Annotated in this window: 14 protein-coding genes and 1 riboswitch; of the genes, 2 read left to right on the top strand and 12 right to left on the bottom strand. The window is 48.6% G+C overall.

The window, feature by feature from the left end; translation table 11 throughout:
* The first annotated feature begins 110 nt into the window (after positions 1 to 110).
* The gene (gene eno, locus AR543_RS19790) at positions 111 to 1,382 is read left to right on the top strand and encodes a phosphopyruvate hydratase (protein ID WP_060536101.1); all 1,272 of its coding nucleotides are present in this window, start codon (positions 111 to 113) and stop codon (positions 1,380 to 1,382) included.
* A 311-nt stretch (positions 1,383 to 1,693) separates the two neighbouring features.
* On the opposite strand, the gene crcB (AR543_RS19795) is transcribed toward eno, so the two are convergent.
* The 10 genes from crcB (AR543_RS19795) to AR543_RS19840 all read right to left on the bottom strand — a co-directional run bounded on the left by crcB (AR543_RS19795) (position 1,694) and on the right by AR543_RS19840 (position 14,448).
* Positions 1,694 to 2,059, bottom strand: a complete 366-nt coding sequence (gene crcB, locus AR543_RS19795) for a fluoride efflux transporter CrcB (RefSeq protein ID WP_060536102.1) — start codon at positions 2,057 to 2,059, stop codon at positions 1,694 to 1,696.
* Complete coding sequence (gene crcB, locus AR543_RS19800) at positions 2,049 to 2,441, bottom strand: fluoride efflux transporter CrcB (RefSeq protein ID WP_060536103.1); 393 nt, start codon at positions 2,439 to 2,441, stop codon at positions 2,049 to 2,051. The genes crcB (AR543_RS19795) and crcB (AR543_RS19800) overlap by 11 nt, the downstream gene beginning before the upstream one ends.
* A 67-nt stretch (positions 2,442 to 2,508) precedes the next feature.
* Positions 2,509 to 2,577, bottom strand: a riboswitch (Fluoride riboswitch).
* Positions 2,578 to 2,629: 52 nt separating this feature from the next.
* On the bottom strand, positions 2,630 to 3,949 hold the full coding sequence (locus AR543_RS19805; RefSeq protein ID WP_060536104.1) for a replication-associated recombination protein A: 1,320 nt from the start codon (positions 3,947 to 3,949) through the stop codon (positions 2,630 to 2,632).
* 469 nt (positions 3,950 to 4,418) lie between these two features.
* On the bottom strand, positions 4,419 to 6,575 hold the full coding sequence (locus tag AR543_RS19810; RefSeq protein ID WP_060536105.1) for a HelD family protein: 2,157 nt from the start codon (positions 6,573 to 6,575) through the stop codon (positions 4,419 to 4,421).
* A gap of 257 nt (positions 6,576 to 6,832) precedes the next feature.
* Positions 6,833 to 8,128 (bottom strand): NCS2 family permease, encoded by a 1,296-nt coding sequence (locus tag AR543_RS19815; protein WP_060536106.1) that lies wholly within the window; start codon positions 8,126 to 8,128, stop codon positions 6,833 to 6,835.
* Between the two features lie 307 nt (positions 8,129 to 8,435).
* Positions 8,436 to 9,191, bottom strand: coding sequence for a tRNA threonylcarbamoyladenosine dehydratase (locus AR543_RS19820; protein WP_060536107.1), 756 nt, complete (start codon positions 9,189 to 9,191; stop codon positions 8,436 to 8,438).
* A gap of 132 nt (positions 9,192 to 9,323) precedes the next feature.
* Positions 9,324 to 11,105 (bottom strand): aspartate--tRNA ligase, encoded by a 1,782-nt coding sequence (gene aspS / locus AR543_RS19825; protein WP_060536108.1) that lies wholly within the window; start codon positions 11,103 to 11,105, stop codon positions 9,324 to 9,326.
* Positions 11,106 to 11,202: 97 nt separating this feature from the next.
* Positions 11,203 to 12,447: a histidine--tRNA ligase gene (hisS, locus tag AR543_RS19830; RefSeq protein ID WP_060536109.1), complete on the bottom strand. Its 1,245-nt coding sequence runs from the start codon at positions 12,445 to 12,447 to the stop codon at positions 11,203 to 11,205.
* Positions 12,448 to 13,340: 893 nt separating this feature from the next.
* On the bottom strand, positions 13,341 to 13,799 hold the full coding sequence (locus AR543_RS19835; protein ID WP_060536110.1) for a hypothetical protein: 459 nt from the start codon (positions 13,797 to 13,799) through the stop codon (positions 13,341 to 13,343).
* Positions 13,800 to 13,941: 142 nt separating this feature from the next.
* Complete coding sequence (locus tag AR543_RS19840) at positions 13,942 to 14,448, bottom strand: type 1 glutamine amidotransferase domain-containing protein (protein WP_017813448.1); 507 nt, start codon at positions 14,446 to 14,448, stop codon at positions 13,942 to 13,944.
* A 200-nt stretch (positions 14,449 to 14,648) separates the two neighbouring features.
* On the opposite strand from AR543_RS19840, the gene AR543_RS19845 reads away from it, so the two are divergent.
* Positions 14,649 to 14,876: a DUF378 domain-containing protein gene (locus tag AR543_RS19845; protein WP_060536111.1), complete on the top strand. Its 228-nt coding sequence runs from the start codon at positions 14,649 to 14,651 to the stop codon at positions 14,874 to 14,876.
* Between the two features lie 190 nt (positions 14,877 to 15,066).
* Here the strand turns inward: AR543_RS19845 and dtd are convergent, their stop codons facing one another.
* Positions 15,067 to 15,522: a D-aminoacyl-tRNA deacylase gene (gene dtd, locus AR543_RS19850; protein ID WP_060536112.1), complete on the bottom strand. Its 456-nt coding sequence runs from the start codon at positions 15,520 to 15,522 to the stop codon at positions 15,067 to 15,069.
* Positions 15,523 to 15,626: 104 nt separating this feature from the next.
* Positions 15,627 to 17,807, bottom strand: a complete 2,181-nt coding sequence (locus tag AR543_RS19855) for a RelA/SpoT family protein (protein ID WP_060536113.1) — start codon at positions 17,805 to 17,807, stop codon at positions 15,627 to 15,629.
* Positions 17,808 to 18,107 lie beyond the last annotated feature (300 nt).

Here is an 18,107-nt window from a genome sequence, read left to right on the forward strand (position 1 = left end):
ATTATGTATATGGATCGGATTACTTTTCTTCCACTCTCTCCTTTGATTAAACATTCGTTTATCATTCGTTGTTCCAGCTCCAGCATCCTATCTACAGGAGGTTTCCCATTATGCCCAATGCTACAATCTGCGCGATGCAAGGAAGGGAAATATTTGATTCTCGCGGTAATCCTACTCTGGAAGTGGATGTACTGCTCGGTGACGGTACCTGGGGACGGGCAGCGGTTCCTTCCGGTGTATCCACAGGTGAACATGAAGCGGTAGAACTGCGGGACGGCGGCAAACGGCTTGGCGGTAAAGGTGTGCTTCAGGCGGTGCGCCATGTAAATGAAACGATTGCCGAAGCGCTCAAAGGCCACTCACCTTTTGATCAGGCGGCTGTCGATCAGGTGATGATCGATCTGGACGGAACGCCGAATAAATCGCGGCTCGGTGCCAATACGATTCTCGGTGTATCGATGGCGGTATGTCGCGCAGCAGCGCAATCGCAGCGAATGCCTCTTTACCGTTATCTGGGCGGAGTGGACAGCGAACTGCCGCTTCCTTTTTTCAATATTATAAATGGTGGCAAGCATGCAAAGACCGGCATCGCGATTCAGGAATTTATGATTACGCCGATAGGTGCTGTGCATTTTCGTGAAGCGATGGAACGGGTCGTTGAGACGTATCATATGCTTGGCTCTCTCCTGTCTGCTCGCGGACTCGCTACTTCGGTAGGCGACGAAGGTGGATTCGCGCCCCAGCTGAATTCCAGCGAAGAAGCTGTTCAGTTGATGGTAGAAGCTATTCAGCAGGCAGGTTATGAACCGGGCAAAGATATTGCGATTGCACTTGATCCGGCAGCAAGTGAATTTTACCGGGACGGGCTATATCATTTTGAAGGAAACCAGTGGACCGGCAGTGAGATGAGTGATTATTATGAACAGCTGATAGAGAAATACCCGGTGATTTCTATAGAGGATGGCATGTCGGAAAAGGATGAAAGCGGCTGGCAGGCGATGACCCAGCGCCTCGGACAGCGTGTGCAGCTGGTCGGCGATGATATTTTCGTTACCAACCCATCGATTTTCCGTGAAGGCATCCGCAAGCGAATCGGCAACTCTATTCTGATCAAACCGAATCAAATTGGCACCGTATCCCAATCTATGGAAGCGATCAAAATAGCAAGACAGGCCGGCTATACGACGATGATCTCTCACCGCTCCGGGGATACAGAAGATACTTTTATCGCTGATTTTGCTACCGGTATGAGTGCAGGACAGATCAAGACCGGCGCTGTAGCACGTACCGAAGGCGTAGCCAAGTACAATCAGTTCCTGCGGATCGAGGAAGAGTTGAGCAAATACGCACGAATGGCTTCTTTTGTTTATCCGGGGCAGTAAACAGCAGTCAGGATAGAATAAGACGAACAGAATCGATTTTTTCTATAGATTGACGGACACTTTATTGCTGCTTACAAATGAAGATAGCCTAAACAGGTCGCATCATATGACGTGAGAACAGACTGTCTGCAAAGCGCTTGAACAAAATTTCTTTCCCTGAAAAATCCTGTTTATTTTACTTATTTCATTTTAACATTTACATGATTATTAAAAAGCTTCCTCTCCGGTTATGGATAAGGAAGCTTTTGGTATGCGTTTTTTTTGCTATGCGCAGTTGGATAGGCGGTCTGACGAACTGGCTTTGTTCTATTTTATAAATAAAGATGACCAAGCAGGATACCCAGTCCTGCCAGTAGAATACCGCACACGTAGGATAGCCCCAGGTAGCTGAACAGCGTAGTGTGCTTCTTTTTGAGATGCAGTTCGATACTTTCCAGTTTGAAGGTGGAAAATGTGGTATAGCTGCCTATAAACCCGGTGCCGATCAGCAGCTGTATATGGCTGTCTGCACCAGACCCAACCAGCAATCCCAGCAAAAAGGACCCGGTGAGATTGATCAGAAATGTCGCCAGCGGAAAATCCATCGGCCATTTACGCTTGATCCAATTGGACAAGAGCAGCCGGGTCAGTACACCCAATACGGCTCCGCACGCAACCAGTACAATATTAACGAACATGCGGTGCCTCCTCCCGCTTCAACCAGCGTTCACTCAGGTAAAAGCCCAGCCGGGAAGCCAGCAGGCCACCAACCAGACTGATCATAATATACAGCGCAGCGAATCCGTACCACTGCTTCTCGATCATCTGGATACTCTCTACACTGAATGTCGAGAACGTGGTAAATGAACCGACAAAGCCTGTTCCTATCGCTGTAATAAGCATGGGTGAGAACCGGGGCAGCCGGGATAGATACTTCATGATTACAGCCAGCAGAAAAGAGCCTGCCAGATTGATCAGCAGTGTCGCCAGCGGAAATCCATGATTCGGGATTAGCACGCTGATCAGATAGCGGCATACCGCGCCCAGTACGCCAAACAGAGCTACAAGTACATAAAGCATGATTTTTCATTCTCCTTTTCCACAAAAAATGACTCCTACCTGAATAGAGCCGTATCATACGTTGGCTCAACAGGTAGGAGTCATCAGCTGATTATTATGCCAGCGGTTAACGGCGAACTCCATCACCGATTCAATTATTTACAATATAGCCTATTCCGGTACCGGTGTAAATGCCTCTCCAGAAGTGCTTAGGTAGTTCCTCTGCGCCGTTCTTGATTCAGCCGGATTTTGGATTCATTGCCCTGATCGGTCGCTTTGTAGAATACACGCCGGGACAGATTTTTGGGAAGGTATTCCTGCTCTACATAATGATTCGGGAAATTATGCGGATATTTGTATCCTTCGTGACCGAGCTGGGCAGAGCCTTTGTAATGGGTATCGCGCAGATGCAGCGGCACCTCGGCAGATTTGATCTCATCCATGGCAGACATCGCGCGGGAGATCGCCGTATAGACAGCATTGGACTTGGGACTCTCGACCGCAAATAGAATGGCCTGTGCAATATTCAGCTTGGCTTCCGGCCAGCCATTGGTCCGGTAAGCATCCAGTGCGCCTAGTGCCTGCACCATCGCCTGCGGATTGGCCAGCCCAATATCTTCGCTGCTGGCAGCAATCAGGCGCCGGATAAAGGTCATTGGGTCCATACCCAGCTTCTCTACCGCATACAGGAACCAGAACAACGCCGCATCACTGGAACCGCGGATACTTTTATGAAAAGCGGACAATACATCATACTGGGTTGATTCATCCGCACGCACGGTCGGACGGCGGATCGACTCTTCCGCTACGTCCAGCGTCAGATGAATCGTGCCGTCTACCTCTGGCGGTGTAGTGAGTGCTGCCAGTTCCAGTGCATTCAGCGCACGGCGGATATCTCCATTCGCCATTGAAGCGATATGATCCAGTGCAGCTTCATCCACCTGCAGCTTCATAAAGCCCAAGCCTTTTTCCGGATCATCCAGAGCACGGCGCATAGCGATCAGGGAATGCTCCTTGGTGAGGGGATGCAGCTGGAACAGCGTCGAGCGGCTCATCAGGGCACCATTTACATAATGAAAAGGATTCTCGGTCGTCGCCCCGATAAAAATAATCGTACCTTTCTCTACAGCCGGCAGCAGTGCATCCTGACGGGAGCTGTTGAACCGGTGCACCTCATCCAGAAACAGGATCGTTTTGGTGCCATACAGCGACTTGTTCGTCTGGGCACGCTCAATCACTTCGCGTACTTCTTTGACTGTCGCATCGACTGCATTGAGACGGACAAATTCGCCCTTGGTATGTTTGGATATGATATGAGCGAGTGTAGTCTTGCCGCAGCCCGGTGGCCCGTAGAGGATAATGGAAGTGACCTGATCCGCTTCGATCGCACGGCGCAGCAGCTTGCCCGGTCCTACGATATCTTCCTGACCGATATATTCGTCCAGCGATTGTGGACGTACCCGGTCGGCGAGCACGCCCATTCCGTCCGAGCCGGTATTGCTATTCTCGTTAAAGGAAAACAAATCCATAAGGATCACATCCTGTCTTTGGTTAGTGTATGATTGGCTTGATAAATTATCAGTGTATATTTCAATCGCTCCGGGAAGAGACTCTATCACGCCTTCCCGTTAAGAATAGAGATCTGGAACAACTGCTTACAGCGATGCGTCTTTATTCACAAAGGTCGATCCTGGATAAAATTCTCTTCTCTGCGCTATGCTCCTGGGTATACTTTGTAGATACGAATTTGTTTTATCAGGTAGACAGACATCATTTAGAATCGATTACCTGTTCAGAGATATTTGTATGATAGTTATAAAGATCAACCTATATATTTTACCACTGAAGTGTATAAATGAAAAAGAAGAGGCTCCAGTAAACACTGGAACCTCTCGGCTGTTACGCACAATCAGGGAAATATTATTTATTTCTATTTGTAGGATGAGATAATGTAGAAAAGCAATATCGACAAAACGCTTAGTGAATGCTAATGACGAATTATTGGGCTGCTGACTGATCCGCTTCGGCAGTCACATACTCCGGCAGCTGTTCTCCATGCAGCAGCCACAGTTCGTGCAGTGCACGGGTGCAGCCGACATAGAGCAGCTTGGCATCCCAGGAGTCATTCCGGTAATGGTCGGTGTCTACATCGGTAACGATAACCGCATCGAATTCCAACCCTTTGGACAGATAGACCGGCAGGATCGAGTGTCCCCCCTGATAAGCAGCTTTGCCGCCGTCGATCAGATGGATATCAAGACCGGCTGCGGTAAGCTGTTCATGCAGCGCTTGCGCTTCATGCAGGGTACGGGTCAGGATTGCGGTTGTGCGATAATCCTTCGCCTGAAGCTGCTGCCAGTAATCGGCAATAACTGCCGGGCGATTGTCCGGCGTACATTCCAGCATACGAACCGGATCGCCGCTGCGGAAGACTGGTACAGCCGTAATGCCGTTACGTACCCCGCGTTCCAGAATGATATTGGCAAATTCGATAATTTCCATCGTTGACCGGTAGCTTCGGGTCAGTGGGAAATAGTCGGTATTTTCTTCCGGGAACAGACTGCTCATTTCTTCCCATGCCTGTACTCCGCGGTAAGCATGGATTCCCTGGGACAGATCGCCCAGAATCGTAAAGGAACTGCCGCGTACATACAGATCCAGCAGTGCCACATGAAATGGCGAGAAATCCTGGGCTTCATCGATAACCACATGGTCGAATCGACGGCTGCCATCCATTTCATTCAGCAGGGTATGAATATAGACGAGCGCCGGCAGATCTTCATCCCGAATCCGGTCTTTTTTGAGCTCGGCGGATACGCTTTTGAGAATCGGAGCTGGAATCTGTTCCCATACGGCTGCCAGACTTTCGGCATCGCCGGTAATTTTGCCGGTTTTGAACAGCTGCTTGTACAGTGCCAGCGGTTCGTATTTGGGCCATTTATTACCGTACGATTTCTCGCGCTGGGATGCTTTTTTCTTGCGCTCTTTGCGAATCGCTTCAGAAGGGGCCTTTTTGAGTCTCATCTCTACCCAGCGATGAATACGGGCGATCACCCGCTCTTTGCGCTTGGCGAGTGGATAATGGCGGTATTCATTACTGAACCAGTCCATAATCTCATCCCTGCTCAGTACCGCACCATCCCATGGACTGAAGTCCATTTCCGGCACGGCTGTCCTTTCCAGCCGCTCGACAAATTCCCGAACCAGCTTCATAAAGCCAATCGAACCTTTGAATCGCGATGGCGTCTCTTCGCTGACTTCCGGTCGGTCTGGCGATTCGAACCAGTATTCATACGTCTCCGAAGCAGGGATGAGCCGGATATCACTGTCCAGAATACTCTGCGCCCAATCGGCAAATGTACTCTGCTGGATATCGCCTACTCCCAGCTCCGGCAGTACTTCCGAGATATAATCAAGGAACATATTATTCGGTGCAAAAATAATCATTTTCTCTGCGGATACCTGCTCCTGATACTGATACAGCAGAAAAGCCAGCCGGTGCAGCGCGACAGTCGTCTTCCCGCTGCCGGCGACGCCCTGAATAACCAGGGCAGTATTTTTCACTGCCCGGATAATCCGGTCCTGTTCGGCCTGAATCGTAGAGACGATATCCCGCAGTTTGTTGTCTTTGTTTTCACCGAGCCGGTAGACGAGGAATTCGTCCGTCACGACCGGCTCTGTACTTTCCCGGTCATAGGTATCAGCCAGCCGTTCCAGCAGACGTTGACGAATTACGATATTGCGTTTCAGATACACCAGGCCTTCGATCAGACCTTCCGGTGACTCATATTCCGCCATTTCTTCGCCACCGGTAAAGGAATAAAACAGGCTGGCAACCGGTGCGCGCCAGTCCACTACCAGCGGCTGGTCATCAATCTCCGATTTGCCAACACCTACTTTGCCGATATAGAGCGGCTGACGTTCACCGCTGCCATTTTCCGCAAAATCAAGCCGTCCAAAATAAGGTTCACGTGCGCTTTTTGCCAGAGTCTTCCGCTGCTCTTCACGTCCGGCTTCGAGTACCTGTTCGGTAAAGTCATGTCCGGTATAGACGGGAATCTGCTGCAGCCGGTTCAGCTGTGCATCGACCTCATCCAGTGTATGCTGCAGCTTGTGCTTCTCTTCTTGATAGGCACTTTGAAAATCCTTTTCCAATTTCAGTTACCTCCTAAGAAATGCTTGGGTCTCTTTGTCCGGCAATAACAAGCAAAGAGCACACCAGTCATTCCCGGTCTTCGATATGACCGGGCTGTGCCTGATGTACTCTTGTATGTTAGCGCTTCTGTTTATAGTTTTTACCATGAACAAAGGAATTTCAATATATCACAGCAAGAATGGAAATACCAGCAAAAATACGTGGAAATACCATCTATCCGATGTATTCCATCCTTTCGCCCAATCCTTATTTTTGCCTAGAGCAGCGCATTGACCACAAAATTGGCCAGGAACAAAATTGCGATACCGTACAGAATCTTTGGTACTTCTCTGCCTTTACCCTGTGCTAACTTCACCACCGGATAAGCAATAAAGCCAAATGCCATACCGTCGACAATACTGTACGTAAACGGAATCATGACGATGATCAGAAACGCCGGGAACGAGTCAGCAAAATTGCTGAACTTGATCTCCTGGATCGCCTGCGTCATCATTGCTCCAATTACGATCAGCACCGGTGCCAGTGCACTGTCCGGAATATAGCCAAGCCACGGAATAAAGAAGAAAGTCGCGCCGAACAATACGGCCGTGATCAGCGGTGTAATACCCGTGCGTCCGCCTGCTGCGATACCGGCAGTGGATTCTGCAGCTGCGACTGTCGGACTGGAGCCGATCAGACCCGCCAGGATATTGGAGATGGACAATGCCCGCAGACTGCCCTTGAACGTCTCCGGACGTTTGGCCATATCGGTCTGCGCACCTATTAACCCGATGTTTTCAAATACAAGAATCAGCAGCAGCAGGAATACGGCGATCCAGAACGGCAAACGAAGCATTCCTTCCAGCGTAAACGCACCGAATAAAGGCGTATACGCCGAGATTACACTGCCGTCTCCGATATTCGCCGCACTGCCCACACCGAGCAGATGTGCCATAATCGTCCCGAACAGAATACTGATCAGCAGTCCACCGGGAACATTGCGAATAACAAGTACTACAGCGACCAGCAGAGTTACACAGGATACGATAACCTGTGGATCATTAAAATGACCAATCGTGACAAAGGTCGTCTGGTGCGCGATTACAATACCGCTTTTTTGCAGACCGACAAAAGTCAGGAACAATCCAATCCCTACTGTGATTCCCAGCTGCAGCATAGCCGGAATCGCCTGACTGATTAGCCGGTGCAGGGATGTAAACGCCACTATGGCAAATAACAAGCCCGACACCGTGACAACCATCAGCGCTTCCTGCCAGCTGAGTCCCATCGATCGTACTAGCGTATAGGTGAAAAAGGCATTGACTCCCATACCCGGAACAACAATAATTGGCGACTTGCCGAGGAAAGCGATTACCAAACAGCTGATAATGGAAATCAATAGCGTCGCTGCCATTCCTGCCTTGAGCGGAATGCCTGCGTCGGACAGAATCGTGGCATTGACCAGTACAATATAGACGACGGCAAAATAAGCGACGACACCGGCCAGTATTTCTTTGCGCAGCACATCACGGGCCGGCATAAAGCCCAGCATCCGCTGTAACTTCTCACGCATCATATAACTCCCTCTCTGTATGATTAGCCCCTGTAACAGAGATAATCTGTCTGCCAAGCCAAGCTAAGCCAAGTCAAGCCAACGACCAGGGCTTGCAGACATTTTCTAATGTATAACTTTTTGCATGTATATGAATAATCTTCGGTTGTGAATCGCCGGACTTTATAGCCAGATGCAATAGATTTTTATCCACATCTGCCCACACAGGAATTTACGAATGACTTCCAGCCCAAAAAAACGTGCCTTCCGCGAATGGACAGGCACGCTCTGATAACCTGGGGCAGTAAGTGTATCCACTGCCATTACATTAAATTTCAATACCGTGCTTGGCCAGCATTTCCTTGACGACTACACTCACCATAATCAGTCCTGCCACAGGCGGCACAAAAGCATTACTTGCTGGTGGCTGCTGTGCTTTACGGATTTCCGGTGCATTCTCGGGAACGATCTTCTCGGTGACATCCTGACGCGGCTTTTTAGGCTGCTCGGTCGAGAAGACGACTTTAACACCTTTATGGATACCATCTTTGCGTAGCTTGGTACGTACGACGCGGGCAATCGGGTCCATATGGGTTTTGGAAATATCGGCTACCTGGAACAGTGTCGGATCGACTTTGTTGGCAGCTCCCATACTGGAGATAATCGGAATTTTGCGACGCAGACATTCTTTGATCAAATGCACTTTGTAAATGATCGTATCCGAAGCATCCACCACATAATCCAGGTCATATTTGAACAGCTCTTCATACGTTTCTTCGGTGTAAAACATATTCAGGGCAATCGCTTCACATTCCGGATTAATCAGTTTTACCCGATCGACCATCAGATCTGCTTTTTTCTGTCCCACAGTAGTGGTCAGGGCATGGATCTGGCGATTGATATTGGTAATATCAACAACATCCTTGTCAATCAGGATAATTTTGCCGACACCGGTACGCGCCAGTGCTTCTACGGCAATAGAACCCACGCCGCCAATACCGAGTACAGCGACTGTACTGTTTTTCATAACTTCAATACCTTCCGGTCCAAAAGCCAGCTCGGTACGTGAAAATTGATTCAACATCATGATTCGCTCCTTTCACCTTCTGTACTGTCTTCGACTCCCTACACAAAACAACTGCTGCAAATGGTGCATCACACACCTTTGCAGCAGAAGATCATTCTGGTGGTCGTGCTTAAAGGGTATTTACCTGCCTCAGTTTTTATCTACCACTGGCTTTGGCGGTGCCAAACGGATATGCAGCTGATCCAGCTGTGCTCCATCTACCGGTGCGGGAGCGTTCATCAGCAGATCGGTAGCGCTGGCTGTTTTCGGGAATGCGATAGTCTCACGCAGGTTGGTGCGTCCTGCCAGCAGCATGATCAGACGGTCCAGACCGAATGCAATACCACCGTGTGGAGGCGTACCGTATTCGAATGCATCCATCAGGAAACCAAACTGCTCACGCGCGGATTCCGGTGTGAATCCGAGCATTTCGAACATTTGCTCTTGCAGTTCGCGTTTGTAGATACGCTGGGAACCGCCGCCCACTTCATAACCGTTCAGAACGATATCGTACGCCTGGGCACGAATTTTGCCTGGATCGGTGTTGAACAGTTCCAGATCTTCTTCGTAAGGACGTGTGAACGGATGATGTTCAGCCACATAACGTTTGGCATCTTCGTCGTAACCGAACAGCGGGAAGTCTACGACCCATGCAAATTTGTATACATTGTCATCGATCAGACCCAGATCACGTCCGATTTTCACGCGCATTGCGCCGAGTACATCAGCGACAACCTGTTTGGTATCGGCGGAGAATAGCAGCAGATCGCCTTCTTCTGCATTGGTGGCTTCGCGAATTTGCTGAATTTCGCCTTCGCTCAGGAATTTCACGATAGGGCCTTTAAATTCGCCTTCTTTGATCTGAATCCATGCCAGACCTTTGGCACCGTAGCGCTTCGCATAAGGCTCCAGGCTGTCGATCTCTTTACGAGTCCATGTACCGCAGCCTTTGGCGTTCAGTACTTTGACTTCGCCGCCTTTTTCGATTACGGATGCGAATACTTTGGCACCGCTGCTTGCTACGATATGGCTGACATTGACCAGTTCCAGGCCAAAGCGCAGATCCGGTTTGTCCGAACCGTATTTGTCCATCGCTTCCGCATGGGTAATACGCTGGAACGGTACCGGGATATCTACATTGATTGTTTCTTTGAACAGCTTCACCATCAGCTGCTCCATCATGCCCAGCAGCTCGTCACGATCCATAAAGGCAGTCTCGATATCGACCTGGGTAAATTCCGGCTGACGGTCGGAACGAAGATCCTCATCACGGAAACAACGGGCGATCTGGTAGTAACGCTCCAGTCCGCTCACCATCAGCAGCTGCTTGTAGATCTGCGGAGACTGTGGCAGCGCATAGAATTCACCTTCGTGCACACGGCTTGGTACCAGATAGTCGCGGGCGCCTTCCGGAGTACTCTTGGTCAGAATCGGTGTTTCGACATCGATAAAGCCGTTCTCGTCCAGGAAGTCACGGAAAATCTTGGTTGCTTTGGAGCGCAGCATCAGTGTTTTTTGCATTTCCGGACGACGCAGATCCAGATAACGATATTTCAGACGCAGGGATTCGTCTACTTCCACGCCATCTTCAATAAAGAATGGAGGTGTTTTGGCGGCGTTCATGACTTCGATTTCGGTAATACGTACTTCAATATCACCATTTTCCATATTCGGGTTGATCGTTTCTTCTTCGCGGCGTACAACTTCACCTTTGACAGCCAGTACATATTCACTGCGTACACGGTCTGCTACCTGCAGGGCATCCCCGGAGAAGGATGGGTTAAATACGATCTGTACCAATCCGCTGCGGTCGCGCAGATCAATAAACAGTACGCCTCCCAGGTCACGACGGGTCTGTACCCAACCGTTCAGTGTTACTGTCTCGCCGATGTTCGCTGCAGTCAGTTGACCGCATTTATGAGTCCTTAGCATGTTATCGTCTCCTTTGATTGTAAATAATTAAGTATGGACACTATCACTGCAGCAGAGCGTATGCCCTGGTACAGCGATAGCTCATTCTGTGCTTTTTTTATTTCAAATGATCCGCCAGCTCGTCCAGCTTCACATTTTGCTGCTCTCCGGTATCCATCGATTTCAGTGCAATCTCGCCGTTAGCCAGCTCATCCTCGCCGAGAATAGCCGTATAACGCGCCTGGAAGCGATCGGCCGATTTCATCTGTGCTTTCATCTTGCGTCCCAGATAATCCCGTTCCGCCGAGAAGCCCAGTGTACGCAACTTGAACAGCTGACGAACGGTCTCCTGCTCTGCCGCTTCACCCAGTGCCACCAGATAAATATCCAGACGCTTGATGGCAGGCACTTCCACGCCCTGACTTTCCAGAATCAACTGCAGACGCTCCAGCCCAATACCGAAGCCGATTCCCGGCTGTTCCGGTCCGCCAACTTCGGATACCAGCTTGTTATACCGTCCACCGCCGCCGATGGTATCAATCGCGCCGATTCCCTGCGCTTTGTACTCAAAAGCCGTATGCGTGTAGTAATCCAGGCCGCGTACCAGACGCTCATTCACTGTAAATTCCACGTCCATCGCTGTCAGGTAATCCTGTACACGCTGGAAGTAAGAGCTGCTCTCTTCATCCAGACTGTCCAGAATAGACGGTGCACCGACAAATTTATCCTGATCCACTTTGCAGTCAAGCACGCGCATTGGATTACGTTCCATCCGCTGCTGACAGTCTCTGCACAGTGTATCTTTCATTGGACGAAGGAAGCCCAGCAGCGCTTCATTATAGGCTGCGCGTGTCTCCGATGTACCTACCGAGTTAATCTCGACCGATACGCCCTGCAGACCCAGCTCTTTGAAAAATTGCAGACCGAGCGCGATAATCTCTACATCGATCGCCGGATCAACCGAACCGAATGCTTCCACTCCGAACTGGTGGAACTGACGGTAACGACCAGCCTGCGGACGCTCGTAACGGAACATAGGCCCCATGTAATACAGCTTGGTAACATCCGGCTCGCCGTACAGTTTATTCTCTGCATAAGCACGTACAACGCCGGCGGTACCTTCCGGACGAAGCGTCATGCTACGGCCGCCTTTATCTTCAAAGGTATACATTTCCTTTTGTACGACATCCGTCGTCTCGCCCACACCGCGCTGGAACAGCTCGGTTTGTTCGAACAATGGTGTGCGGATCTCGCGATAATTGAATCTTCTGCACAAATCTCTTGCTTTCTCTTCGACATACTGCCACTTTTCTACCTTGCCTGGCAAGAAGTCCTGTGTGCCTGTTGGTTTTTGAAATGCCATACGATCTCCTCCTTCATTCGACTCATCCAGTGACTGCGGATACTGACTTTATAAAAAAGCACAAAAAAGCCCCACGTCACTGTTCGTAAACAAACAGGGACGAGGGACTGGATATACCATTCACCCGTGGTGCCACCCACATTTCGAATGCAGCTGCCTTTACTTTTGCTGTATGCACCTATACGATCGAAATCAGGCAGCAAGTACAGCGGCAGTCCGGTATTTCAAATGACTTTACCGGTATACATTCGCTTCATTAAGCGGTTAACGCCCGCTGACTACGCATGAAGTTACTTGGATTCCAAAAGCGGATCGAGCTTTTCCGAAATTACGGAATGTCTCGGTACCATGAGCAGAATCTGCTGCAGGCAGGATACGCTTTTCCATCTTTCACATCATGTTCTCGGGGAGGTCTTTTCACATCGTTGTCCAGGGATTCCTTGCAGCCCAAGGGAATGCCTCTCTTTTCCGGTAAAGGAACTGTACAGTACCGATGATACTTTTCCCGTCCATGAATCATTCATTCAATTGCACAATCATCGTCCTCTGCTATGTTGATCACAAAGTCAGCACGATGTTATATTTAACGATTTTAATGAACCGCTGTGTTAAAGTCAATACCTTTCGTACAAGTAAGCTGCCAGAAGCACAGAAAAAAACCTGCAGCAACGGGCTGCAGGCCAACATAGTATGTTAAAAGGGGGTCATAGGTTCATTATAGAGGCTGATTATTAAGAAAAGATGTTTCCTATATTACAGTTCTATTACAATAGGTAAAACCTGTGTAAAAACGGCGTATACCGATTGTTTTCTCACAGCTTCTCATTCCCCATTACCTGGTTATTGCCGCTGTAAATCCCTCTGTTCATACAATGTCTGTTCGGTTTCTCCGACTATTCGAGAATCTCGACAAAAGCATTATTGGTACGCAGCTTTTGTACAACATTCTCTACATCCGATTCCATAACGGTAGCGGACAATACATACTTCAGATCATCATAATCTTTGTCAGTCGCATTGATGGCACTCCATGCGTCTGTGTCATCATTATCATGACGCACCGCAGTATCGTCATCTGTGACTTCGTTACGCTTGCCGTCATTGTCGATAATAGCAGTTGGCGGGATAATCGTTCCCGGGCCCGCTCCACCGGATACACCTGCGGAATTACCGGTTACTCCACCTGCTCCTGCATTAAGCGGCAGCAGTGGAACCATTACCCGGCTTCCCTGACTGATTTGCTTGTCCAGACGACCGACTTCCAGATTTTTGGCATCAAACGTCTGAATCGATGTTCTGGCACTCTCTGCCTGATCTTCGGTACGGAAATAAGCCTGAATATGTTTGGTCATAATAATGGCCTCCTTACTGTATGCAGAATCGTAATTCTGCCCAGTATTTTATTTGATAGGCTTACAAAATGCGGATGATCTTCATCACAGACTGACTGCTTTGTGACTGTGGACACTATATAAATAGCACCAGTTAGTCCTTTTACAGTACTTTCAACAATTCACGTACAAAGGCAGGTTCATCATCCGGAGTACGCGATGTAATGAAGTTGCCGTCTACAATCGCTTCTCCGTCTTTGAAAGTAGCGCCAGCGTTGATCATATCCACTTTAAGCGGTGGATATGAAGTAATCGTACGGCCTTCCAGTAGATTGGCACTTGCCAGGATTTGTGGACCGTGGCAGATCGCACCGATTGTTTTTTTGGCGTTGTTGATTTCGGTAACAAAGTTCAGTACATTCGGGTCCAGACGCAGCGCTTCCGGTGAAGAACCACCTGGAATCACCAGCGCATCATAATCGGATGCACTTACTTCGGTAATAGCTTTTTCAATTGTATATTCGGCTTTGCCATTTTTGCCGGTTACCTTTTGGCCTTTTTCAAGACCGATGATATCGGCTTCGTGGCCTGCTTTTTTCAATTCATCATAAGGCACCTGCATTTCGGAGTCTTCGAATTCATTTGCTAATAAAAAGGCGATTTTACTCATGGGATAGTTCTCCTTTCAAGGCTTATGCATAGTATTTTCAGTTCCTCTATTTTTGTACTGGATAGAGGTGATCGCTCTGTTATTACCCGGTTTCAAGGCTGATCTAAACAGTTATACAGAAATGATTCGGAGCTCTGCAATAGGGTATATTAACATTGTCAACGACTGCTAACATTTAACATAATAGGAGGTGAAGTCTAATGAGAACTCTGGACATTGTTGCGCTGATTCTGCTGATCGTGGGTGGTATTAACTGGCTGCTGGTAGGTCTTTTCCAATTCGACCTCGTTGCTTCCATTTTCGGAGGGCAAGATTCCATCCTGTCCCGAATCATCTATGTTGTCGTAGGTTTGTGTGCCCTGTACTGTCTGAAATTCTTGTCTTCTTCCCGAAATACAAGAACAGATAACACTACAACAAGAGTATAATGTAAAAGGAATGAGCTATTTGGTCAAACTGCAAACTACTTATACAGAGCAATCCATACAAAAAAGGTCCCGCTGAACACAAAACATTCAGAGAGACCTTTTTTGCTGCGTTTTTTTGGGAACATAGTTGTTGTGTGCAGTTATTTTTCATTTTGCTGATATTTATTAATTCTATGTCTGAACTTGTTTATTATTCGGTCATTCTGGCTGGACTGTCAACAATCAGTGTAACCGGTCCCCAGTTGGTCAGCGACACATCCATATCTGCGCCGAATATGCCTGTCTCTACATCCAGTCCCTGCTCTTGCAGCGCTTGGTTGAACGCTTCGTACACAGGAATAGCTGCTTCCGGCCGTGCAGCTTCGATAAAGCTCGGGCGCTTGCCTTTGCGGCAATCTCCATACAGGGTGAACTGCGATACCGACAGTACCTGTCCACCAATATCGGACAGACCCAGATTCATTTTGCCCTGATCATCTTCGAAAATGCGTATGCCGGCTACTTTGCCTGCCAGATAACGGGCATCTTCCACCGTATCTCCATGTGTTACACCTACCAGTACCATTAACCCTTTGCCAATCTGACCTACAATCTCTTCGTTCACCGTTACAGATGCCTGCTTGCAGCGCTGGATGACTACTCTCATATTTCCTGTCTCCTTTTCGGTATAGATGAATATGTAGCAAAGAAGCCAATCACCGCGTATCACCGGGATTGGCTCCTCTGATCAAACCATTTTGCCAAACTGCTCTACTGCATAATACGGTGCACGGTATATACATCCTGCACGCGCTTGATTTTGTCTACAACCGACTGCAAATGATCGGTATTGCGAATCATAATAGTCATATGAATCATGGCCATTTTATTTTTGTCGGAACGTCCGGATACGGCAGAGATATTGGTCTTGCTCTCAGCTACGGTCTGCAGCACTTCGTTCAGCAGGCCGCGGCGATCATGACCGGTAATCTCGATATCCACGTTGTAGTTCGCTTCCACAGCAGATTCCCATTCCACTTCAATGATCCGTGCTGCTTCGCTGTTGTCACTCACATCCGGTACATTGGTGCAATCGCTACGGTGAATAGAGACACCACGGCCGCGTGTAACATAGCCGACGATATCATCACCCGGTACCGGATTACAACACCGTGCAAAGCGAACGAGCAGATTGTCTACACCCTTGATACTGATACCATGGGTTGGACGGCTGCGCTTCTGCTGTTCCGGCGCTGTTTTAACTTCTTTGACCTGGGAAGTCAACTCGATAATGCTGGCTTCCTCCTGCTCTCTGCGCATCTTTTCCGTGAGACGCGTACAGATCTGGGCAGCGGTAATTCCGCCAAAACCGATCGCGGACAGCATATCCTCGATATCATGGAAAGCGAATTTTTTGCCGACTTCGGACAGCTTGTCATCGGTCAGCCAGACCGAAGCTTCCAGGTTGAGACGCTTCATCTCGCGTTCGAGAGCATCCCGGCCTTTTTGTACATTCTCTTCGCGTTTTTCCTTTTTGAACCACTGCTTGATTTTGCTGCGGGCATGGGAGGACTGGGCAATTTTCAGCCAGTCCTGACTTGGTCCATAAGAATGCTTGGAGGTCAGAATTTCGATAATATCACCGGTTTTGAGGCGATGATCCAGCGGTACGATACGGCCGTTAACCTTGGCTCCAATCGTCCGGTTACCAACTTCGGTATGAATCCGGTAGGCAAAATCCAGCGGAACCGAGCCATTTGGCAGCTCGATTACCTCGCCTTTTGGTGTAAATACAAAGACCAGATCCGAGAAAAAGTCCATTTTCAACGATTCGACGAACTCGGATGCATCCTGTGCTTCATGCTGAAGCTCCAGAATCTCTTTGAAAAAAGGAACTTTGTTCTCGATATTACCACCTGTAGAGCCTTCCTTGTATGCCCAGTGAGCAGCGATACCAAACTCTGCTGTACGGTGCATATCCCACGTACGGATTTGTACTTCGGTCGGTTCTCCGGTAGGACCAACCACCGTCGTATGAAGAGACTGGTACATATTTGTTTTGGGCATTGCAATATAGTCTTTGAACCGGCCCGGCATTGGCTTCCATAATGTATGAATAATGCCGAGTGTTGCATAACAATCCTTGATATTATCAACGATAATCCGGATCGCCAGCAGATCATAGATTTCATTAAACTGCTTGTTTTTGGTTGTCATTTTCTGGTAGACGCTGTAAATATGCTTCGGGCGTCCGGACAAATCCGCATCGATGCCCATTTCTTTGAGCTTCTCGCGAATACGATCAATAACATTATCGATATACTGCTCACGCTCTGCACGTTTCTTGTGCATCAGGTTGGCAATACGGTAATACTGCTGGGGATTGAGGTAACGAAGTGCGATATCTTCCATTTCCCATTTGATCGCGGAAATACCGAGGCGATGAGCGACCGGACAGAAAATCTCCAGTGTCTCATACGCGATACGGCGCTGGCTTTCTTCGGACTGGTATTTGAGCGTACGCATATTATGCAGACGGTCTGCCAGCTTGATTACAATAACGCGAATATCCTGCGCCATGGCGATAAACATTTTACGATAGTTCTCGTTCTGCTGTTCTTCCTTGGAACGGAATTTGATCCGCTCCAGCTTGGTCAGGCCGTCAACGAGCATCGCACAGTTATCACCAAAGCGACTGCGGATTTCCTCCAGGGATACGGTTGTATCTTCAACAACATCATGCAGAAGCGCAGCGATGATCGAGATGGTATCCATCTCCATACCAACGACGATATCTGCAACTGCCAATGGATGCAAAATATAAGGTTCTCCTGATTTGCGCACCTGTCCATGATGGGCCTGATCGGCAAACTCATAGGCTTCTTTGATACGCTCAAGATCCTTCTCTTTAATGTAGGCGGACGCCTTTTCAAGTAATCGCTCTATGCCCATGGAATCGTTGTCGTATCCTTTCTATTCATGAATAACATCTAAGCCGTGTTTCTCTTAAATGTAATGAAAGTGGTCTATATCTATTAAAATGAATGGTAGAACGAGTCTATCTCTACACCTGTAGAACGCTTTTTTGGACAGCTTCGTACGCTACCATAAGGATTCTTGTAAATTTTGGCTTCTATATTAATACTTCTGCCGCCTACAAATTCAAAATGGAACCTGTTCATCCTACTGCGGCAACAGGTCCCTAAAAGGGGTTTCCTATAATTATGCCTCTTGCGCATAGCCGCGTCAACC

Origin of the sequence: Paenibacillus bovis, assembly GCF_001421015.2 — a bacterium.
GTDB classification, from domain to species: domain Bacteria; phylum Bacillota; class Bacilli; order Paenibacillales; family Paenibacillaceae; genus Saccharibacillus; species Saccharibacillus bovis.

Coding starts and splice junctions, on each gene's coding strand:
- dtd (WP_060536112.1), bottom strand. CDS start 15,522: ATGAGAGTAGTCATCCAGCGCTGCAAGCAGGCATCTGTAACGGTGAAC.
- AR543_RS19845 (WP_060536111.1), top strand. CDS start 14,649: ATGAGAACTCTGGACATTGTTGCGCTGATTCTGCTGATCGTGGGTGGT.
- eno (WP_060536101.1), top strand. CDS start 111: ATGCCCAATGCTACAATCTGCGCGATGCAAGGAAGGGAAATATTTGAT.
- AR543_RS19805 (WP_060536104.1), bottom strand. CDS start 3,949: ATGGATTTGTTTTCCTTTAACGAGAATAGCAATACCGGCTCGGACGGA.
- AR543_RS19840 (WP_017813448.1), bottom strand. CDS start 14,448: ATGAGTAAAATCGCCTTTTTATTAGCAAATGAATTCGAAGACTCCGAA.
- crcB (WP_060536103.1), bottom strand. CDS start 2,441: ATGCTTTATGTACTTGTAGCTCTGTTTGGCGTACTGGGCGCGGTATGC.
- aspS (WP_060536108.1), bottom strand. CDS start 11,105: ATGCTAAGGACTCATAAATGCGGTCAACTGACTGCAGCGAACATCGGC.
- crcB (WP_060536102.1), bottom strand. CDS start 2,059: ATGTTCGTTAATATTGTACTGGTTGCGTGCGGAGCCGTATTGGGTGTA.
- AR543_RS19835 (WP_060536110.1), bottom strand. CDS start 13,799: ATGACCAAACATATTCAGGCTTATTTCCGTACCGAAGATCAGGCAGAG.
- AR543_RS19815 (WP_060536106.1), bottom strand. CDS start 8,128: ATGCGTGAGAAGTTACAGCGGATGCTGGGCTTTATGCCGGCCCGTGAT.
- AR543_RS19855 (WP_060536113.1), bottom strand. CDS start 17,807: ATGGGCATAGAGCGATTACTTGAAAAGGCGTCCGCCTACATTAAAGAG.
- AR543_RS19820 (WP_060536107.1), bottom strand. CDS start 9,191: ATGTTGAATCAATTTTCACGTACCGAGCTGGCTTTTGGACCGGAAGGT.
- hisS (WP_060536109.1), bottom strand. CDS start 12,447: ATGGCATTTCAAAAACCAACAGGCACACAGGACTTCTTGCCAGGCAAG.